At 62.0% G+C, this 17,830-nt stretch carries 18 protein-coding genes; 11 read left to right on the plus strand and 7 right to left on the minus strand.

Annotated features, from left to right (window positions below; translation table 11 throughout):
- Window positions 1–48: 48 nt before the first annotated feature.
- From AC13C2_RS11385 to AC13C2_RS11400, 4 genes are all read right to left on the minus strand, one after another.
- Window positions 49–1,443, minus strand: coding sequence for an ethylbenzene dehydrogenase-related protein (locus tag AC13C2_RS11385; RefSeq protein ID WP_482886868.1), 1,395 nt, complete (start codon window positions 1,441–1,443; stop codon window positions 49–51).
- Between the two features lie 46 nt (window positions 1,444–1,489).
- Window positions 1,490–1,978, minus strand: coding sequence for a hypothetical protein (locus AC13C2_RS11390; RefSeq protein WP_482886869.1), 489 nt, complete (start codon window positions 1,976–1,978; stop codon window positions 1,490–1,492).
- A gap of 158 nt (window positions 1,979–2,136) precedes the next feature.
- On the minus strand, window positions 2,137–2,481 hold the full coding sequence (locus AC13C2_RS11395; protein ID WP_482886870.1) for a hypothetical protein: 345 nt from the start codon (window positions 2,479–2,481) through the stop codon (window positions 2,137–2,139).
- A gap of 88 nt (window positions 2,482–2,569) precedes the next feature.
- Entirely contained in the window at window positions 2,570–3,208 is a 639-nt protein-coding gene (locus AC13C2_RS11400; protein ID WP_482886871.1) for an RNA polymerase sigma factor, read from the minus strand.
- 254 nt (window positions 3,209–3,462) lie between these two features.
- Here AC13C2_RS11400 and AC13C2_RS11405 point away from each other — a divergent pair, with 254 nt between their 5' ends.
- Entirely contained in the window at window positions 3,463–4,161 is a 699-nt protein-coding gene (locus tag AC13C2_RS11405; protein WP_482886872.1) for a DsbA family oxidoreductase, read from the plus strand.
- Here AC13C2_RS11405 and AC13C2_RS11410 read toward each other — a convergent pair.
- The gene (locus AC13C2_RS11410) at window positions 4,158–4,844 is read right to left on the minus strand and encodes a DUF6629 family protein (protein WP_092761971.1); all 687 of its coding nucleotides are present in this window, start codon (window positions 4,842–4,844) and stop codon (window positions 4,158–4,160) included. The genes AC13C2_RS11405 and AC13C2_RS11410 overlap by 4 nt on opposite strands.
- 378 nt (window positions 4,845–5,222) lie before the next feature.
- Here AC13C2_RS11410 and AC13C2_RS11415 point away from each other — a divergent pair, with 378 nt between their 5' ends.
- The 9 genes from AC13C2_RS11415 (at window position 5,223) to AC13C2_RS11455 (ending at window position 15,103) form a co-directional block, all read left to right on the plus strand.
- On the plus strand, window positions 5,223–5,588 hold the full coding sequence (locus tag AC13C2_RS11415) for an NADH-quinone oxidoreductase subunit A (RefSeq protein WP_482886873.1): 366 nt from the start codon (window positions 5,223–5,225) through the stop codon (window positions 5,586–5,588).
- 440 nt (window positions 5,589–6,028) lie between these two features.
- A complete protein-coding gene (locus tag AC13C2_RS11420) occupies window positions 6,029–7,717 on the plus strand; it encodes a heavy metal-binding domain-containing protein (protein ID WP_482887015.1) in 1,689 nt (562 codons plus the stop codon).
- Window positions 7,714–8,613: a complex I subunit 1 family protein gene (locus AC13C2_RS11425; RefSeq protein WP_092762721.1), complete on the plus strand. Its 900-nt coding sequence runs from the start codon at window positions 7,714–7,716 to the stop codon at window positions 8,611–8,613. Before AC13C2_RS11420 ends, AC13C2_RS11425 begins: the two co-directional genes overlap by 4 nt.
- A complete protein-coding gene (locus AC13C2_RS11430) occupies window positions 8,610–9,134 on the plus strand; it encodes an NADH-quinone oxidoreductase subunit J family protein (protein WP_245737571.1) in 525 nt (174 codons plus the stop codon). Before AC13C2_RS11425 ends, AC13C2_RS11430 begins: the two co-directional genes overlap by 4 nt.
- On the plus strand, window positions 9,131–9,442 hold the full coding sequence (gene nuoK, locus AC13C2_RS11435; RefSeq protein WP_092762725.1) for an NADH-quinone oxidoreductase subunit NuoK: 312 nt from the start codon (window positions 9,131–9,133) through the stop codon (window positions 9,440–9,442). Before AC13C2_RS11430 ends, nuoK begins: the two co-directional genes overlap by 4 nt.
- A complete protein-coding gene (locus AC13C2_RS11440) occupies window positions 9,439–11,253 on the plus strand; it encodes an NADH-quinone oxidoreductase subunit 5 family protein (RefSeq protein WP_482886874.1) in 1,815 nt (604 codons plus the stop codon). The genes nuoK and AC13C2_RS11440 overlap by 4 nt, the downstream gene beginning before the upstream one ends.
- A gap of 13 nt (window positions 11,254–11,266) precedes the next feature.
- On the plus strand, window positions 11,267–12,730 hold the full coding sequence (locus tag AC13C2_RS11445; RefSeq protein ID WP_424337932.1) for a complex I subunit 4 family protein: 1,464 nt from the start codon (window positions 11,267–11,269) through the stop codon (window positions 12,728–12,730).
- Window positions 12,730–14,094 carry an NADH-quinone oxidoreductase subunit N gene (locus tag AC13C2_RS11450; protein ID WP_482886875.1) on the plus strand — a complete coding sequence of 455 codons (1,365 nt, stop codon included), beginning with the start codon at window positions 12,730–12,732 and terminating at the stop codon, window positions 14,092–14,094. The genes AC13C2_RS11445 and AC13C2_RS11450 overlap by 1 nt, the downstream gene beginning before the upstream one ends.
- A 334-nt stretch (window positions 14,095–14,428) precedes the next feature.
- Entirely contained in the window at window positions 14,429–15,103 is a 675-nt protein-coding gene (locus AC13C2_RS11455; protein ID WP_482886876.1) for a ferric reductase-like transmembrane domain-containing protein, read from the plus strand.
- 169 nt (window positions 15,104–15,272) lie between these two features.
- On the opposite strand, the gene AC13C2_RS11460 is transcribed toward AC13C2_RS11455, so the two are convergent.
- On the minus strand, window positions 15,273–15,845 hold the full coding sequence (locus AC13C2_RS11460) for a hypothetical protein (protein WP_482886877.1): 573 nt from the start codon (window positions 15,843–15,845) through the stop codon (window positions 15,273–15,275).
- Window positions 15,846–15,943: 98 nt separating this feature from the next.
- Window positions 15,944–16,621: a GntR family transcriptional regulator gene (locus AC13C2_RS11465; RefSeq protein ID WP_092762737.1), complete on the minus strand. Its 678-nt coding sequence runs from the start codon at window positions 16,619–16,621 to the stop codon at window positions 15,944–15,946.
- 177 nt (window positions 16,622–16,798) lie between these two features.
- Between AC13C2_RS11465 and dctP the strand changes: the two genes are divergently transcribed.
- A complete protein-coding gene (gene dctP, locus AC13C2_RS11470; RefSeq protein ID WP_482886878.1) occupies window positions 16,799–17,785 on the plus strand; it encodes a TRAP transporter substrate-binding protein DctP in 987 nt (328 codons plus the stop codon).
- Window positions 17,786–17,830 lie beyond the last annotated feature (45 nt).

Consider the following 17,830-nt stretch of genomic DNA (forward strand, 5'->3'; position numbering starts at 1 on the left):
CCTTTTCTGCGGTGTGGAGGCGAGCCTGTGTCGTGTCCGGGCGGGTCATCACACTTCCTCCTCATTGCGGCGCATCAGCAGGTTGACGTTGATGCCAAGCCCGACGATCAGGCCGAGGCTTGCGATCAGTGTCCAGATCCACTGGCGCCTGATTTCCTCGGCGAATTCCATCTGCACACCGTAAAGCGCCAGTTGTTCCTCAGTATGGCGGACGGCCACCGGCACACGCTGCGCGATACGGTCAGCACCGGGGTGTTGGCGTGCATCGGTCAGTCGACCCCAGGTGACCTGGCCGGGATAGAAAGTCTTGATCTCGGTCCAGGGTTGGGTCCAATCCGGCTCGGTGCCCGACTCGATGCGTTCAGCGACCATCTGCGCGGGCTGTTCCAGCCCGAGAGAGACCGGCAACGTGACATAGTGCCAGCGCATGGTCGAAGCGTTCCGGAACACCGCGAAGGCCAGATCGTAACTGCCGCCATCGCGGAAGATCTTGTCGTCCAGCGGGTTGCCGGTATCCATGTCGCGCACCAGCGTCACGTCCCAGAACCCGTTTCGCCAGCGCGCCACGGAAGGTTCCACGACGTCACCGCGAGACCCTGTGGCGGGGCGCAGATAGCGGCGCGGAATGGTATCGCCGTTTTTCCAGGCAAGCGTCGGATCGAAAGGCAGGGCGGTGTCGGCGCTGAGGTAGTAGATGTCGTTGAACCCGACATCGCCGCCCGTTACCGCGTCGATCGACAGCGCGGCGCTGCCTGCGACGTCCGGGTCGAACATGTAGAGTGGCTGTTCGGTCGCACTGTCCCAGTTTGTCGTATAGGGGCCGGTGCCCGCGTCACCGCCACGCTCTTCGGCGACAAAACCGTCGTCGCCCAGCCCGATCGGGTTCGACCGGCTGGAGCGCCATTGCCACAGGTCGATGAACTGACCGGCGGCGCGCAGCATCTCCAGATCGCTTTCAGGTTTCAGGGCCTCGAAATCATTGGGGTCGGTCCGGGTCGAGGGCAGGTATTTCGTGCGCTCTTCCTCGGTTTCGGGCACGCCGGTAAAGGTCGTCAGCCCGTCGCCGATGGTGATGTAGCCGCCATAGCGACCGAACAGCGGGACGGAGCCGTCGTCGATCATCATCGCAACCCGATCCTCGGTCAGGAAGTCCGGGTTTGGCCCCAACGCCTCGCCGCCGCGAGTCTCCCACTTGCCGTCCTGATAGACCAGTACATCGTTGAAAATGCTGGGCCGGTCGACGGGCCAGCGGTAGCGGAACCATATCTTTTCGCCGTCATATGCGGCCTTGACCTGCAATTCACTCATCAGTTCGTCCGGGATCACGATGTTTCGCTCCGGGTCGTCCTTGACGATGCCGGTTCCATGCGTGACCCAGCCGAGGACCAGCAGGCCACTGAAAATCGCCACCGAGGCGGCAAGGTATGTCGTTCGTAGTGTCATTTGGCTTCCATTCTCTGGCAGACCGCGCGGCCTTATCTCCGGCGCTTCACTGGTGGCGGTAGTTGAAGGTTTTCTCGATCACGCGCCCGCCATCCGGCAGCGTTGCCCGCACATCGATCTTGTAAAGTTCGCGTTTCTGGAATTCGAAATAGCCGCCATAGGTCAGGGCATCGCCCACCAGAAAGGGCTTGAGGCTCAGCTCTTCGCTGCTCAAACCGACCTCGGCGACTGTGGCGGTTACGCGGGCATCGGTGATGCGCACGCTGGTCCCGGCGTCAAAAAGGGCGATCTGCACATGGTGGACATGTTTGCCGCCAGGCACACCGCCATGCATCTGCACCTCATCGGAACCCGGGGGAAAGCCGCGCAGCATCTCGGCAGGCAGAACCGCATAATAGATCGTCACGCCATCGACGACTGCGTAATCGCTTGAGGTTTGCCCATAGGCCGCGCCTGCAAAGACCAGAAGAAGGGCGGCCAGCCCCTGCCGCAGGGTCTGCATCGGTCCGAGAGGGCGGGATGAACTAATTATCATGGCTGTTTCTCCGTGAATGCGCGGCCAGGACTTCGCATGAACAGAAAGACGTGTGTGGCTTCGTGGCATTACAGATATTTCGGAGACGTCCGAAAAATCGTCGCGCAGACTGGTATCCTGGCCGCGCTCGAAGGTGTTTCCGTTTCTTGCAGGAAATGTCAGATGGTCTTGCACCTGCACCTGCGGAACTGCGCTTCAGCGCTCTTCGCGGCACTGGACGGCTTGCAAAGCCCCAGGACCAGCAGCAGGGCCACCTCTCGCCGGGTCTTGGTCAGCATCCTTTCGGCCTCTTCTACGTCAAGGCCAAGCGCTCGGGCCGCGTCGGGCAACGCTTGCCCTTCGATTTCGGCCAGACGAAAAAGATCGCGGTGCTGCAAGGTATCCTGCGTCGACAGATCTTCGATACAGGTACAGAACAGGGCGTCCAAAATGGCTCGCAATTCCTCGTCGTCGGACAGTTCTGCCCTGTCGAATCCGGAACATGACCGTTTCACATCCGTCATATGTCGTCCTCCTCCTCAGTGTCGGCCCGAAGACCGCTCTCAGGTTAGACGTGCTTGATGCGGAAAGATTACGAGGGGTGCCGCCCGGTCAGACAGTGGAACTTCCGTCGGTACAATCGGTTTGGGCGACCGGATGTTCGCAGCCGGCGGGCGGGCAGGAACAATCCTCAAAGCCATGCTTGCAGCAGAACCCGCAATGGCCCAGCAGCGTGTCGGCAAGTGCTGCGCGGGCGCGGTGCAGGCGCACGGCCAGGGTTCCCGGTTTCAGCCCCAGATCTGCGGCGACCGTGGCGCGGTCATCTTCATCGATGTCGATCCGGCGGATCAGGTCGGCATCCGCGGCGCGTAATTCCGGCACCAGGCCATTCACGCAGGCGCATATCCTGGCCATCGTTTCAGCAGGGTCCGAAGTCTCCTCCGCTGACTGCATTTCGATCGCGACGGCATCGCCCAGGCGTTTGCGTCGACCGGTCTTGCGATAGTGATCGTTCAGGGCCGAACGCAGCACCGAATAGAGCCAGCCGTTCAGCTTTTCAGCATCGCGCAACTGATCCTTGCGCTTGATGACCCTCAGGCAGAATTCCTGCAGAACATCTTCGGCCTCGGACAGATTGCCCAGGCGATTGACGAGAAATCCCAAAAACATCTGGCGGTTGGCCGAAAGCGCCCTGATGGAAGGATCGTCGTCCCGATGTTTTTGGTCCGATACTGCATTACGAACGGTCATGCGCCGCGCTCCGCGCTGATTTCTGAATGCCAGGGCAGGCGTTGCCCGATATCGTGCCGAAATCGACGAGCCCTGCCTCCTGAGCAGCCGGTCTGCTTCTATTGGAACCGCATGGTCTGCACAAGTATCGCCGTATCGACTGGCCATCAGTCTGGACCTTGCAATATGAACCTGATTGACAAAGTGTCACTCGTTCATCGGGCTGTGCGCAGACGTGGCTCAGGTCTTTTTCCATCGCAGCCGGAGTGATTTCCATGTCGCCCATCAAGATTGAATATCATTCCGACATCCTTTGCGTTTGGGCCTATGTCACGCAGCTGCGGATCGAGAAGCTTATCGCAACCTTCGGAGACCGGATCGAAATAACAGCATATGTCTGTTCCGTTTTTCCGGATGCTCGTGAAAAAATCTTACGGCTGTGGGAAAACAAGGGGGGGTTTGAGGGTTACAGCGCGCATGTCAGAAGTGTCGCCGAAAAGTTTCCGCATATCGAGGTTCACAGCGACGTCTGGAACAGGACCGTTCCCCGCACATCCGCCGCCGCGCACCTGTTCGTCAAAGCAGTCGAAATTATCGAGGCAGACCGAGACGGGAACGACGTGACCCCGAAACCCTATCTTGAAAAGCTTTCGACGCGCGCAGCCTGGGCGCTTCGCAAGGCGTTCTTCGTCGAAGCCAGGGACATTTCAGACTGGGATACGCACCGGGATATTGCCAAGGCACTGGGCATCGATTACGGGCAGATCGAGCGCGCGATCCGGTCCTCCGAGGCATTGGCGCGGCTTGAATCCGATTACACCCAAGGCCTGGCCAAGGATATAAAAGGCAGCCCGACATTCCTGATGAACGAAGGTCGCCAGAGGCTTTTTGGAAACGTCGGCTACAGGCTGCTCGAGGCCAATGTCCACGAAGTCATAGACGGCAGGAACGAGGGCGAGGCCAGCTGGTGCTAGGCAAACAGCATCGGACATTCGCGAGCGCATTTATTGCGCATGATGATATAGATCAAATGTAACGTGCCCAGCCCGGCAAGCAGGCAGAAAAACGAGATATAGGCGTAGCGAAGGAACAGGATATCCACCACCACCACAGCCACGATGGTCAGCGCGAACCAGCGCATGTGCAGGTAGGTCGAGATCGCAGGCGGCGCGATGATCAGGAACAGATAGATGACATAGGTCAGTTCGCGCGGCATCAGATAATCAAGGATCATCGTGCCCTCATAGGCCAGCGAATCGCGATTGACCGAAACCTCGACCCAATCCGGGTTGAGCAGATGCGGAACGTAAAGCGCGAGGCCAAAGGCCAGCCCTGCCACCGACATCGCCAGCATCCAGGGTTTCCTGCTGCTTCCGGACGGCTCCAGCACATAGCTCGCCACCGGAATCCAGAATGGCCACATGAACCACGTGAAAAAGATAAACCCCATTGCGCCCCAAAGCGTTGTGCCAGGGTCACCGGTATTCACGCCCCACCAGACGCCGCCTTCCATGAATTGCTGCAGACCCGCGAACAGTGGCATCAACGCCACCGGAAGGTATCGCTTGTTGATCTGCCACGCCTTGGTAAGGGCGAAACCGCCACCAACGACAAGAAAAGCGCCGGCGGTGAAGCTGACGGATTGGGAAAGGCACATGAAGCGGACAACCCCGACACTAGGGCACAGGTCGCCCATTCATATGCTGATCTGTAGTGTCGTTTCCGGGCACCGACAACCCGCCTGCCCTGTCTGCCTGCCTTGGTTGTCTTTTTAGGGAAATGGCGTCAGGCATGGAAGAATCAGGTTTACACGCTGTCCAACGCTCCTCTGCCAGTGCGGTCTGGAAACCTTCCTGCGCAATACGTCGATAGTAAGTTCAGGAAATTTCAGACTGGTCAGAAAATATGCTGTTGAATGTATTTCATCTTATGACAGCTTGGTGTTTACCAGACGCATGCGGCACAATGTCGTTTACCGGTTTCGTCGGCATCGCCGAAGGTATTAGCAAGAAAAATTGCGAGGACCGATGAGGGAATGAGTGCACTTGCCCAATACGCGATATTATTCGGCCTGACTCTGGGGGCTGTCGGCTTCGTGGTCTGTCTTTATGCGGTTGCCCGCGCCATCGGCCGCAGCCGGGCGGAACCGGGCAAGGATGTGCCCGCCACGGCCGGCAGCCTGTCGCGCGATCCGGTGTGGGTGCGCTATCACGCGAAATACTACGGCTATGCGTTGCTGTTTCTGGCGTTCGACATGGAAATGGCCTTCATGTATCCGTGGGCGGTGGTCTACCGGGAAGAAGGTCTGATCGCGCTGCTCGATATGGGCGTGTTCCTGGCGATTCTGTTTCTCGGCCTGCTCTACGGCTGGAGCCAGGGCGCATTGAGGCGGCAGGAATGATCGGCGCGCGGCAAGGCGCGATGACCGGATTTCGGCGACTGGTCGCTGCGGCCATGTCGCGCGATCTCTGCGCCTTCGTGGTGCCCGGCGCGGATGTCGCGCGGGCGCACGGACTTGATCTTGCCGGCGCCGGGCTGCACCTGGTTGCCACGCCGCGTCATGCCAGCGTCCTTGTGATCGTCGGGCCATTGCCTGCCGGTCTGCGCGATGCCGCCAGTATTGCCTATGCCCAGATGCCGCGCCCACGCGCTATTCTCGCCTTGGGTCCGGTTGATGTCGGCCCCCTGCCCACCCCCGATGCTATCGGACCGCTCACCCAGTCCGGGCTTGTCACGGCGCTGGCCGGTCTGCGCCGGGTTCTGGCCGAAGGCTCGTTCCGGCCCGAGGTGCAGGACTACGATGCTCCGGCGCTTCAGACCCGCACCGAATTCACCTGTCCGATGCATCCGCAAATTGTCAGTGATGAACCAGGAAACTGCCCGATATGCGGCATGACACTGGTACCGCGTGAAACTGCCTCCGCCTCCCATACCGGTCACGCCATGCCCGGAACGGACCATCCGATGCCCAGCGAAGACCCCGCCCATGCGATGGCGGCCAGGCATGATCCCTCCGATCATGTCGTTGCCGAAGCCAGCGCCGAAACAGCCGCGCAATACACCTGCCCGATGCATCCCGAAGTGATCAGCGACGAACCCGGCGCCTGCCCCAAATGCGGCATGACGCTGGTGCCCGTCGCGACGCAGGACGAACACGGCGGGCATGGCGACGGCCATGGCAAACACGCCGCCGCATCCGCCTCCCATACCGGTCACGCCATGCCCGGAACGGACCATCCGATGCCCAGCGAAGGCCCTGCCCACGCGATGGCGGCCAGGCATGACCCCTCCGATCATGTCGTTGCCGAAGCCAGCACCGAAACAGCCGCGCAATACACCTGCCCGATGCATCCCGAAGTGATCAGCGACGAACCCGGCGCCTGCCCCAAATGCGGCATGACGCTGGTGCCTGTCGCGGCCCAGGACGAACACGGCGGGCATGGCGACGGTGGCGGCGGGCATGGCGCACATTCCGGGCATGGCGGCGGTCCGGAGATCGAGGGGATCGAGGCGAATTTCATGTCGATGGTCGATCTGACCCGCGACATGCCCGCCAGCCCAGACGGATTGAAGATGGAATGGATCGATGTCCCGTTCGGACCATTCTTTCCAGGCTTGCCCGGTGGGCTGCGGCTTGACCTGATACTTGATGGCGATGCGGTGGCCGAGGCAAAGGCCGAAAGCCAGATGGGCAGTGGTGATCTGCTGCCAGAAGCTGGAATGACACCCGAAGCTTTCGTCGATCGTCTGGCCGCACTGTCGCCGCTCAGCCCGGTGGCTTACCGTGAACTGGCCTGCCGCGCGCTGGAGCGGGCGACAGGCCAGAGTGCTGCCGCCGATACCGCAAATGCCCGCGTGGCAGCAGTGGAGCGCGAGCGCATTGCCAGCCATCTGAACTGGCTTGCAGGGTTCGGCGCGCAGACGGGTTGCGGTTGGCTGGAAGCCGGTGCGGGTGCTCTGCAAAAGGCGCTGCGCACCGCGGACATGGACGAAATCGCGAGACTGGCGCCAAGGATCTCAACCCTTCTGCGCCGGGTTCACCGCACGCCGCTGCTGCATGACAAGCTCAGTGGGGTTGGCCGGTTGACGGGTGGCGGTGCACTGTCCGGCCCGGCAGCGCGGGCCTCGGGTGAGGCTGTCGACGCGCGCAGCGACGATCCTGTCCTGAAGGCGCTAGGATTTGTCGTGCTGACCGGAGCTGGCGATGATGCACTGGCGCGTCTTACGCAACGCACACGCGAAATTACACAGAGCATTGATCTGATTTCGAGGGCGGGAGCGATTGAAGCGCCCATGCCGATGGAGATCGGCACGGCATCCGGGGATGGTGATGCAGTGGTGGAAACCCCGCGCGGTGCCGCACGGCTGCGCCTGACCATGACCGACGGAAAAATCACGGCAGCCGAGATCGGCACACCCACGGCGGCACATATCGCGCTGATCGGCACGGTGGCCGAGGGCCGGGAACTGGGTGACGCGTTGACGGCGATAGGATCGCTCGACATCAGCCCGTGGGAGATGACAGCGTGACGATCATCTGGATTTTGCTGGCGTTCCTCGTGGGGGCCTATCTGATCGCGGTGCTGGAAAGCTGGGCAGTGCATGGACGCCTGCAACCCGCGCGTCCCGCGTTTTCGGCGCTGGCGCTTCTGGGCCGTGAATCGTTGCTGGCGCGCACGCCAGACCGGCTTTTCTTCGAAGCCGGGCCGGTGCTGCTGCTGGTCGCGGGGCTTCTTGCAGTGGCGGTCATTCCGCTGGCACCGGGGCTGATCGTCACCGACCTGGCCACCGGCGCACTGTTTCTGAATGCAGCCCTGGCCTATGTCCTGGTAGCGCTGATCATGGCTGGCTGGGGACCGAACGGTGCCTATGGGATGATCGGCGGCTGGCGGTTCCTGGGTCAGTTCGTCGCCTATGCCATGCTGATCGTGATGCCGATCACCGCCGTGGCGATGCGGGCCGAGTCGCTTTCGACCGTGGATATCGTCACATCGCAGGCGGCCCTATGGAACATCGCGTATCAGCCGGTTGGCTTCGCATTGTTCGTCGTGGCCGCCATGGGCCTGGCCTGGTTGCCGCCGCTGGACCTGCCCACAGCGCCGGGCGATCTGGCAGGCGGGATCGAGGCCGAATATACCGGTGTGCGCCTGGCCGTGCTGCGGCTGGCCCGGATGACTGTGATCCTTGCGCTGGCAGGCGCGACTGTGACGTTTTACCTGGGCGGCTGGCTGGGGCCATGGCTTCCGGCGCCGGTCTGGAGCGGGCTGAAAATCCTGCTGGTCGCCGGGCTGATGGTCAGCGCCGGGCGGCTGGTGCCGCGGGTGCGCGAGGCGCGCTATCTGGCGCTGAGCTGGAAGCTGGGTATCCCGCTGGCCCTCACAAACATCTTCCTTGTCGGCGTCATTGCACTGGTGGTCCCGATATGACCGGAATGACCGCGCAGATGATCTTTCTGGCCTTCTTCGGCGCGGCGGCGGTGTGGTTCGGCATCGTGGTCTTCCGGACCAAGTCGATGGTGCGCTCGGCTTTGGCGCTGCTGTTCTCGCAAACCGCAGTGGGGCTGATGTTTCTGGTCATGCAGGCCGAATTTCTGGGTGTCCTGCAGATCATGATGATGGCCACCGAGATGAGTGTGATGGCGATCTTCATGGTGATGTTCATGATGGATCCCGGCGGCATGGGCGCGATGGACATGACGCATCAGAAGCGCCTGTCGCTCTGGGCGGGTGGCATTGGTCTGGTCGCGGCGCTGGCGGTAATCTGGCTGGCCGCATGGGGCCCTGCGGTACCGAACATCCCCGGTGCCGCGCAACAGGCCGCCGATCTGGGGCGCGAGTTGCTGGGCCGCTCGATGTTTATCTTCCAATCCGCCGGTCTGACGATCCTGACGGCGATGGTAGCGGCGACAATGGTGGCGATCGCGCCCCGGAAGGAGCGGAAGGAATGATCCTTGAATTGATGATCGCGCTGACCGCAGGCGCAGCGATGTTCGGCACCGGACTTTACGGCGCGCTGAGCCAGACCAACCTGGTGATGATCATCATGGGTGTCGAATTGGTGCTGGCGGCGGCACTGGTCAATCTGGTCGCCTTCTGGCGTTACCTGCACCCCGAGGAACCTGCCGCGCAGATGTTCGTGCTGATCATCATGGCGGTGATGGCGGTCGAGATGACGGTCGGATTCGGTATCGCCATCGCCCGGTTCCGGTCGCGCGGGTCGGTCGAGATGGAAGAAGCGCGCGAGTTGAAGGGATGATCTTTCTCGCGTTCACGATACTGTCGCCGCTGCTGGCGGGGCTGACGATCCTCGTCCTGCGCCGCGCGTCCGAAGCGCTGGGACTGGCGGGTGCCGCGCTGGGACTGGTCGGGGCCTTGGGGTTGCTCGCAACGGCAGGCAGTGGCGATGTGCAGGCGGTGCTGACAGGCCTGCCCGACATGCCGCTGCGGCTGATCGCGACGCCGCTGACGGCGGTTCTGGCGCTGCTGGTCGCCACGGTCGCCGGTTTCGTTCTGACCTATGCTACGGGCTACATGGCGAAAGATCCCGAAAAACCGCGCTTTTTCGGCACCCTGCTGCTGTTCGTAACGGCGATGCAGGGGCTGGTGCTGGCGGGCGACTGGATCATGCTTCTGGCGGCATGGGAGATGATCGGTTTCGCCAGTTACCTGCTGATCGGCTTCTGGTATCGCCGCGACGGCGTGGCCAGCGCGGCGAAACGCGCTTTCCTTTACACCCGTAGCGCCGATCTGGGGCTTTATCTGGGGGCATTCCTGCTGATCGGCGTGGCGGGCACGTCGGAGATTTCCGCGACCCTTGCCACCACCGGCACACCGGCGCTGATCGCCGGGCTGCTGTTGCTGGTCGCCGCGATGGGCAAATCTGCGCAGGTGCCGCTGCAGGACTGGCTGCAGCGCGCCATGGCCGGTCCGACGCCGGTGTCCGCGCTTTTGCACTCGGCGACGCTGGTAGCTGCGGGGGCGATCCTTCTGATCCGTGTGGCGCCGATGCTGCCGGGAGGCGCACTGCTGGCCATCGGCATCGTCGGTGGCGTAACGGCGGTCATCACCGGACTGATCGCGCTGGCCGAGCGCGACCTCAAGCGACTGCTGGCCGCCTCCACGTCCAGCCAATACGGGCTTATGCTGGTCGCGGTGGGCGCTGGCGCGCCGGTGGCGGCGCTTCTGCACCTGATCGCCCATGCCGCGATCAAGAGTTCGCTGTTTCTGGGCGCGGGCGTGTTCCAGCATGACCGCGACAGCACCACGATGGACGCGGTCGCGGGCGCAGGCCGCGCCCGGCCCGGTATCTTCGCGGGCTTCGCCATCGCCGCGCTGGCGCTGGCGGGCATTCCGCCGCTGGCCGGGTTCTTTTCCAAGGATGCGATTATAGCCGCCGCGCTGACCTCGCCATCGGCTGCCTGGCTGCTGCCGCTGACGCTGGCGGGTACGGTGCTGACCGGTGCCTATATGGGGCGCGCCCTCAGGGTGCTGTGGCACGGCGACCCCGGCGCCAAACCCGGAGCGATCCCGCTGATGGCCACAGGAATGGCGGGGCTGGTGGCGCTGGCCGTCGTGCTGGGTGCGACCTTCGGCCCGCTGGAGCAGATGCTGAATGCGGAAATGCCCGAGTTCGGGTTGGCCGTTCCTGCGCTCGGGCTAGCCGCCGCGCTGAGCGGGCTGGCGCTTGGCTGGCTGGTGCCGGTGACCGGGCTGCTGCGCGGGCTTCTGCCCTCGGCCGAGCGCGGCTTTGTTGTAGCGGGCGGCATGGATGCGTTGATGGTCCGCCCGGCGCTGGCCATTGCCGCCGGATGCGAGCGGCTGGAACGTCGGCTTTACGATGGCGTGCTGGCTTTGGGCCGTGCCAGCCTGTCGCTGGGACAATCGGCGAGGCGCGCCGACCGTGATGCCATCGACGCCGCGATCTTCGGCCTCGTCGACCGTACCGTCATGCTCGGTGCCCGCGCACGCCGTTTGCAAAGCGGCTTCATCCATCGTGAACTGGCGATCACCACGATCGGCATCGCCGTCATAATCGTCGCGCTCTTCGCGGCCCCCTATCTGGTTTGAGGAGAGTGCAGCAATGTTGCCGCTTCTGAGTATCGCCACGTTTTTGCCCATTCTTGGCGGGCTGGTCCTGATGGCGCTACCCGACCGATCCGCGCGGGTGACACACGGGGTGTCGATCGGCGTGACCGGCCTGACGTTCCTGATCACGCTGGCGATCTGGGCGCGCGGTATCGTTCCGGGCGGTTTTGCCCAGATCGAGGAAATTTCCTGGATTCCGGCCATTGGCGCAGCCTACCGGCTGGGGCTGGACGGGCTGAGCCTGCCGCTGGTGCTGCTGACCTCGCTGCTGTTTCTGCTCTCGGCGATCTATTCGGCGCGTGTGACCGAAAGGGCGGCCACATATGTGGTGCTGATGCTGATGCTGGAAACTGCCTCGCTCGGGACCTTCATGGCGCTGGACGGGCTGCTCTTCTACATCTTCTTCGAGGTCTCTCTGGTCGGCATGTATTTCATGATCGCCGGCTGGGGATACGAGGACCGGCAACGCGCCGCACTGATGTTCTTTCTCTACACTCTACTTGGGTCTCTGCCGCTTTTGCTGGCCATCCTCGGACTATATCTCAACTCCGGCAGTTTCGACATGCGGGTCTGGATCGACGCCCCGTCGCTGACCGGCATCGCCGCGATGCTGGCACTGATCGCGATGCTGTTCACCTTCGCGGTCAAGATCCCGGCCTTTCCGGTGCATACATGGCTTCCGGCGGCGCACGTGCAGGCACCCACGGCGGGCAGCGTCATTCTGGCCGGGGTAATGCTGAAATTCGGAACCTACGGGCTGATCCGCTTCGCTTTGCAGATGACGCCCGAAGCCTTCACGCGTGCAGGTGTGGTGATCCTTGTCTTCGGCGTGGTCAGCGCGATCTACGGTGCCTTTGCCGCACTGGCGCAGACCGATCTGAAGAAGATGATCGCCTACACTTCCGTCAATCACATGGGGTATGTGGTGATGGGTGTGGCAGTGGCGGCACTTGCCACCGATCCAGCGATCCGCGTGGTGGCGCTGGACGGCGCAACCTTGCAGATGATCAGCCACGGCATCGTCACCGGCGCGCTGTTCTTCCTGGTCGGCATGTTGCAGGATCGCGCCCATGTTCGCGACATGGGCGATTTCGGCGGGCTTCTAGGTCAGGTGCCGTGGCTCGGCTGGGCCTTCATCCTATCGGCTTTCGCCTCGCTCGGATTGCCGGGGCTGGCGCACTTCCCGGCCGAATTCCAGGTATTTCTGGCGACCCTCAACGCACAGCCATGGGCGGTGGTAGCGATCCTTGCCATCGTAGTAACTGCGGGGCTGTATCTGCGCTCCGTCGCGGCGGTGTTCCTTGGCGAACTCAACCAGAAATGGGCCGCGATGCCCGATCTTGACCGGCGCGAGATGCTGGTGATCGTACCGCTTCTGATCCTGACGATCCTGATCGGTGTGGCGCCCGCCTGGCTTCTGAACATGATCCACACCACCATGGCGAGCCTGAGCTTCTGATGGCGCGCGATCTGTCGTTCCTGATCCCCGAGATCCTGCTGTCGCTTGCGGTGGTGGCGATGCTGATTGCCGAAATGGCGCGCTTGGCCCGACTGGCGTTATGGATCGGGTTGGTCGGGCTGACTGCCGCCACCCTGGCCACTCTGCCGTTGCTGGCCACGGATACCATCGTCTTCGGCGGCACCTACCGGATCGACCTTCTGAACGGCTGGGCCAAACTGATCCTGCTGCCGGGTACCGCCCTGTCGCTGCTGCTCGCAAGGGCCGAGATCGCGGGGAAGGAACGGGAAGGCAGTGTCTATTCGCTCCTGTGTCTCGTCACGCTGGGCGCGCTGATGCTTGCGGGCGCAGGTGACATGATGATGCTGGTGCTTGGCGTAGTGCTGACGGGGCTGGGGTCGTTCGCATTGGTTGCCTATCCGCGCGACGACGCCGCGACCGAGGCGGGGATGAAATATCTGGTCTTCGGTGCGGTCACCGGATCGGTGATGATCTACGGGCTGACCTTCTGGTTCGGCGGTGCTGGCTCGACGTTGTTCGCAGACCTCGGCGCGTTGGACGGCAAACCGCTCATCGCAATTGCCGGGCTGGTCGCGGTGATCGTCGGGCTGGGCTACAAGGCCTCGCTGGTGCCGTTCCATTTCTGGGCACCGGACGCCTATGACGGTGCACCGGTGTCGGTCGCGGCCTATCTTTCGGTGATCACCAAAACAGCCGCGATCTTCGCCTTCGCACAGGTGCTGCGTGATCTGCCGACGGGCAGCGGGTGGCCGCTGGTGATTGCCCTGATTTCCGCCGCGACGATGACCTACGGTTATCTGGCCGCAGTGGTGCAGACCAATCTGGTGCGGCTGATCGCCTATTCCTCGGTCGCGCAATCAGGTTATTTCCTTATGGGCATCGTGGCGCTGGGCGTCAGCCCGCTGGCCGTTCCCGGTGTTATTATCATGGCTGCGGCCTACGTGGCGATGAATCTCGGTGCCTTCGCCATCGTCCTTGTGGCCGGGCGGCACCTCGACGACATCAGAAGCTTCGGGCGCACCCATCCCATAGCCGGTGTGGCAATGGTGGTGTTTCTCCTGTCGCTGACCGGCATACCACCGCTGTTCGGGTTTGTCGGCAAGGTCTACCTGTTCGGTGCAGCCATCGAGGCCGGATATCTCTGGCTGGCGATCATCGGCATCCTCAACTCCGTGCTGGCGCTCGGCGTCTATCTGCGGATCGTCGTGCCGATGTATCAGGCAGCGCCCGAGGACGTGGCAGGCTTCAGGAATTCGCCGCACCCGGCACTCATCGCGGTCATAGGTGTGACTTCGGTTGTGACGTTGGGCATGGGACTGTTGGCTGGCCTGTTTCCGGGCTAGAGAATGAACCGAACCAGGGAGTGTGCGACCTGCTTCTTCAGTCGACGGGCGAGCGGCCCATCTGGCCTGTTCCTGATCGACGATGCGACTATCCATGGTCCTGCCCGGCAACCAAACCTCCCGGAAAATCCGGCATATCCGATTTTATGGGACAGAGCGCTGATGCGCTGATCCCGTTATTGTGATCATGGCTGTAACCAGAATTGCTACCGTCTGTGTTTTCCAGCGCATATGCCTGTCGCGATGACTTGCGTACTCACCAGAGTAACGCTCGACTGGCCTACTGGAAGAGGGATTGATGATGGCAAAAGACGGACTCATGAAGCGGTGGTGGATGCGCCATCTCATTGTGATTGCGCTGGCGGCCCTGGGAACTGCGATGTTCCTGTACAGTCGGACCGAGTGGTCGCCGATGCACCGATGGAACCGGGCATTGGGTGACATGTCATTGGTTCTGGTGGCTATGGCGATGGTACTGGGACCGATATCCCGGCTTTCCCGAGGCTTCGTCCGGATACTGCCCTATCGTCGCGAGTTGGGTATTTATGCGGTCCTTCTGGCACTGATCCACGCAGGGGTTATCCTGTTTGGCTGGGTCCAGCTGGATCTGATGCGCCTGATCGGTTTTGAATATCATCCCGGTCTGGAAAGATATGTCATGGTGCAGCAGGGCTTTGCGCTGGCCAACCTGATCGGTGTGCTGGCGCTTCTCTACGGAGCAGTCCTTGCTGGAACATCGAACGATTTCAGCCTGCGCTGGCTTGGCGACAAGGTCTGGAAATTCGTTCAACAAGGCACTTACGTGCTGTGGTGGCTATCGGTGGCCCATACCGCATATTTCCTGTTCATTCACTTTCTCGACTTTCATCGCAGCACGCCGGATGCAAACTGGTTCCAGTGGCCGTTCGTCGCTCTGGTCGGGACTGTGATGGTTCTTCAGATTGCGGCATCCCTGAAGACCTGGCGAAAGGCGCGTCAGAGGGGAACCGGCACAGCAGCGACGGTTTAGCCCAGCCTGTTCGGTGCGGGTCAGATACTTACAGGTTTCCGGGCAGGACCTCTTCGTCGTGCCCGGATACCGGTCCGGCCCTCTGCGCCCTTCAGGGCAAGGATAGCTTGCTCAGCCAAGAACCACTCAGACCATCAGGGATGCGGCAGCCCATCCCTTCGAGCCGGTCTCAGCCGCAGGTCACATCGGGATTGAATGGGGCGAAAACCCCGGTCGGATTTTCGCGCTGTGTCCAGATATGCAGGTCGTAATGCGGTTCAAACCCATGGGCTTCGTCGCCTTCGGTGTCGCTCATGTCAGCCATGACATCCCAGGGCTGATCGCCAGACATCGGCACTCCGTCTTCCCCCGCCGCGGTCCAGGCAGCCTGGAATATCAGGTTTTCGACACCGACAAGCTGCAACGATCCGTCGGGCTGTGGTTCATAAAGCAATATCGACGGAGTGGTGAAATCTGTGTTCATACCATTCCCGTTCACCCGGCCCGTGCCAGGGGGGGACAGCCCCAGAAGCCCCGGATGGATATAATGAATGCCCATCGCTCCCATCTCGGCGGGCAGGCCTTCAGCAGCGGCGGATACGCAATCGCCGGGAGGTGCGGGGAAAAAGCCCTCGGCAAGAGCCACGTTGATATCTGCATATTTCGCCGTCGCGGTCAGGATCGTGTCGATCTGATCGGTCTCGGCCAAGGCGGCACCGACGGTCAATACGCTGACCGTAAGTGGTATAAATCCATGTCTCATACGATGAGTCCTCTCGAATGAACTTCCGATCCAGCCGCATGCTTTACGCTACGTTAACTTTAGCGTTTTTTCAAGCTGGATAGTGGCATTGAGTGGTATCAGGCCTGCTTCATGTAATGGCGCGGCTTCTGATCACGCGACAGGGTCGCCATAAGGTCGCCGAAACGATCCCCCTGTATCGAAATATGCTTTCGCATCTCGCTGGCGGCACTTTCGGCATCGCCCGCAATCAGGCAGCGCATGATGCGTTCATGCTCTTCGAGCGAAGTGGTGATGCGGTCACGGGCGCGCAACTGGATGCGGCGGAACGCCTTGAGCCGCTTTTGCAGCCGGTCGATCTCCTGGAGCAGGAAGGCATTGCCGCCGATCGTGCGGATGGCTGCATGAAACCGTTCATTGGCATAGTAGTAGGCATCGGCGTCGCCCGCCGCCGCGGCCTCGGTGCAGGCGTCGTGCCGCCGACCCAGATCGGCAAGGTCGTCGGTCAGTGCCCGCCGCGCCGCATTGCGCGCGCACAGCGCCTCCAGTTCGGCCATGACCTCGAACATCTCCGACAGACGCTCCGGCCCGATCTCGACGACGAAAGCTCCGCGCCGGGGAATATGCTCGACCAGGCCGGTGGCGGCGAGCTGAAAGATCGCCTGCCGCACAGGTGTGCGCGAGACTGAGAAATCGCGTGCAAGCGCCGCTTCGTCCAGCCGGTCGCCGGGGCGGATATGGCCTGTCAGTATGCGATCTTCGAGTGCGTCGCGCAGATCGATGGGCGTGGCTGGCATGGTCGGTCGTCCCTCCTGCCCCGACACTAGCCCGGCGCGAAGAATATAAGAAGCGCGGAATTGTATACAAAAAGATTGATATGGGACATTCGACCAGGTTACGTGTCGTCACGGGAAGAGTGCCGTCCGGGGAGGGACGCACCGCCGATACCAGACAAAGATTCGGGAGGATCACAAATGACCTATGTTCGTACCGCCTTCGCAGCCGTGCTTGCCACCACGCTGCTCGCATCGGGCGCGTTCGCCCAGACCCTCAAGCTCAGCCATCAATGGTCTGAGGGCGACGTGCGCCACAAGGTCGCCCAGATGGTCGCCGACGAAGTGGCCGCAGCCGACGTCGACCTTGAGATCCAGATTTTTCCGAACCAGACCCTTTTCAAGGCGCGCGAGCAGTACACGCCGCTCAGCCGCGGGCAGCTTGATATGACCGTCCTGCCGCTGTCCTATGCGGGCGGGCAGCAACCGGCGTACAACCTGACGCTGATGCCCGGACTGGTGAAGAACCACGACCACGGCGACCGCCTGTCAAATTCGCCGTTCATGGAAGAAATCCAGAAGATCATGGCCGGGGACGATGTGATGGTCCTTGTCCACGGATACCTCGCGGGCGGCTTCGGCTCCAACAAGGGTTGCATCACTGCGCCAGAAGATGTGGCGGGCCTCAGCATCCGCGCCGCGGGCAAGTCGTTCGAACAGATGCTGGCCGGAGCCGGGGCTTCGATCAGTTCGATGGCATCGTCCGAAATCTACCCGGCGCTTCAGACCGGCGTTCTCGACGCGGCCAACACCTCGTCCGAAAGCTTCGTGAGCTACCGTCTGTATGAGCAGCTGTCCTGCTACACACCCGCGGGCGACTATGCGCTGTGGTTCATGTATCAGCCGCTGCTCATGAACAAAACGACCTTCGACAACCTGACACCTGAACAGCAGGAGGCGTTGACCACTGCCGCCGCCAACGCAGAGGCCTTTTATCTGCAGGAAGCCAAGAAGGGCGATGCGGACGCAGCCAAGGTCTTCTCTGACAACGGCGTGGAACTGGCCGAGATGTCCGAGGCGGATTTCAACGCGTGGCGCGAGTTGGCGAAAACCACTTCCTATCCCGCCTTCGTGGAGGAGACGCCGGACGGACAGCGTCTGCTGGACATGGCTCTCTCGGTCGAGTGATCTGACCAACCTGATCCGGGGCGGTGCGCGTTACGCGCCGCCCTT

The organism is Jannaschia sp. L-14R (assembly GCF_056857695.1).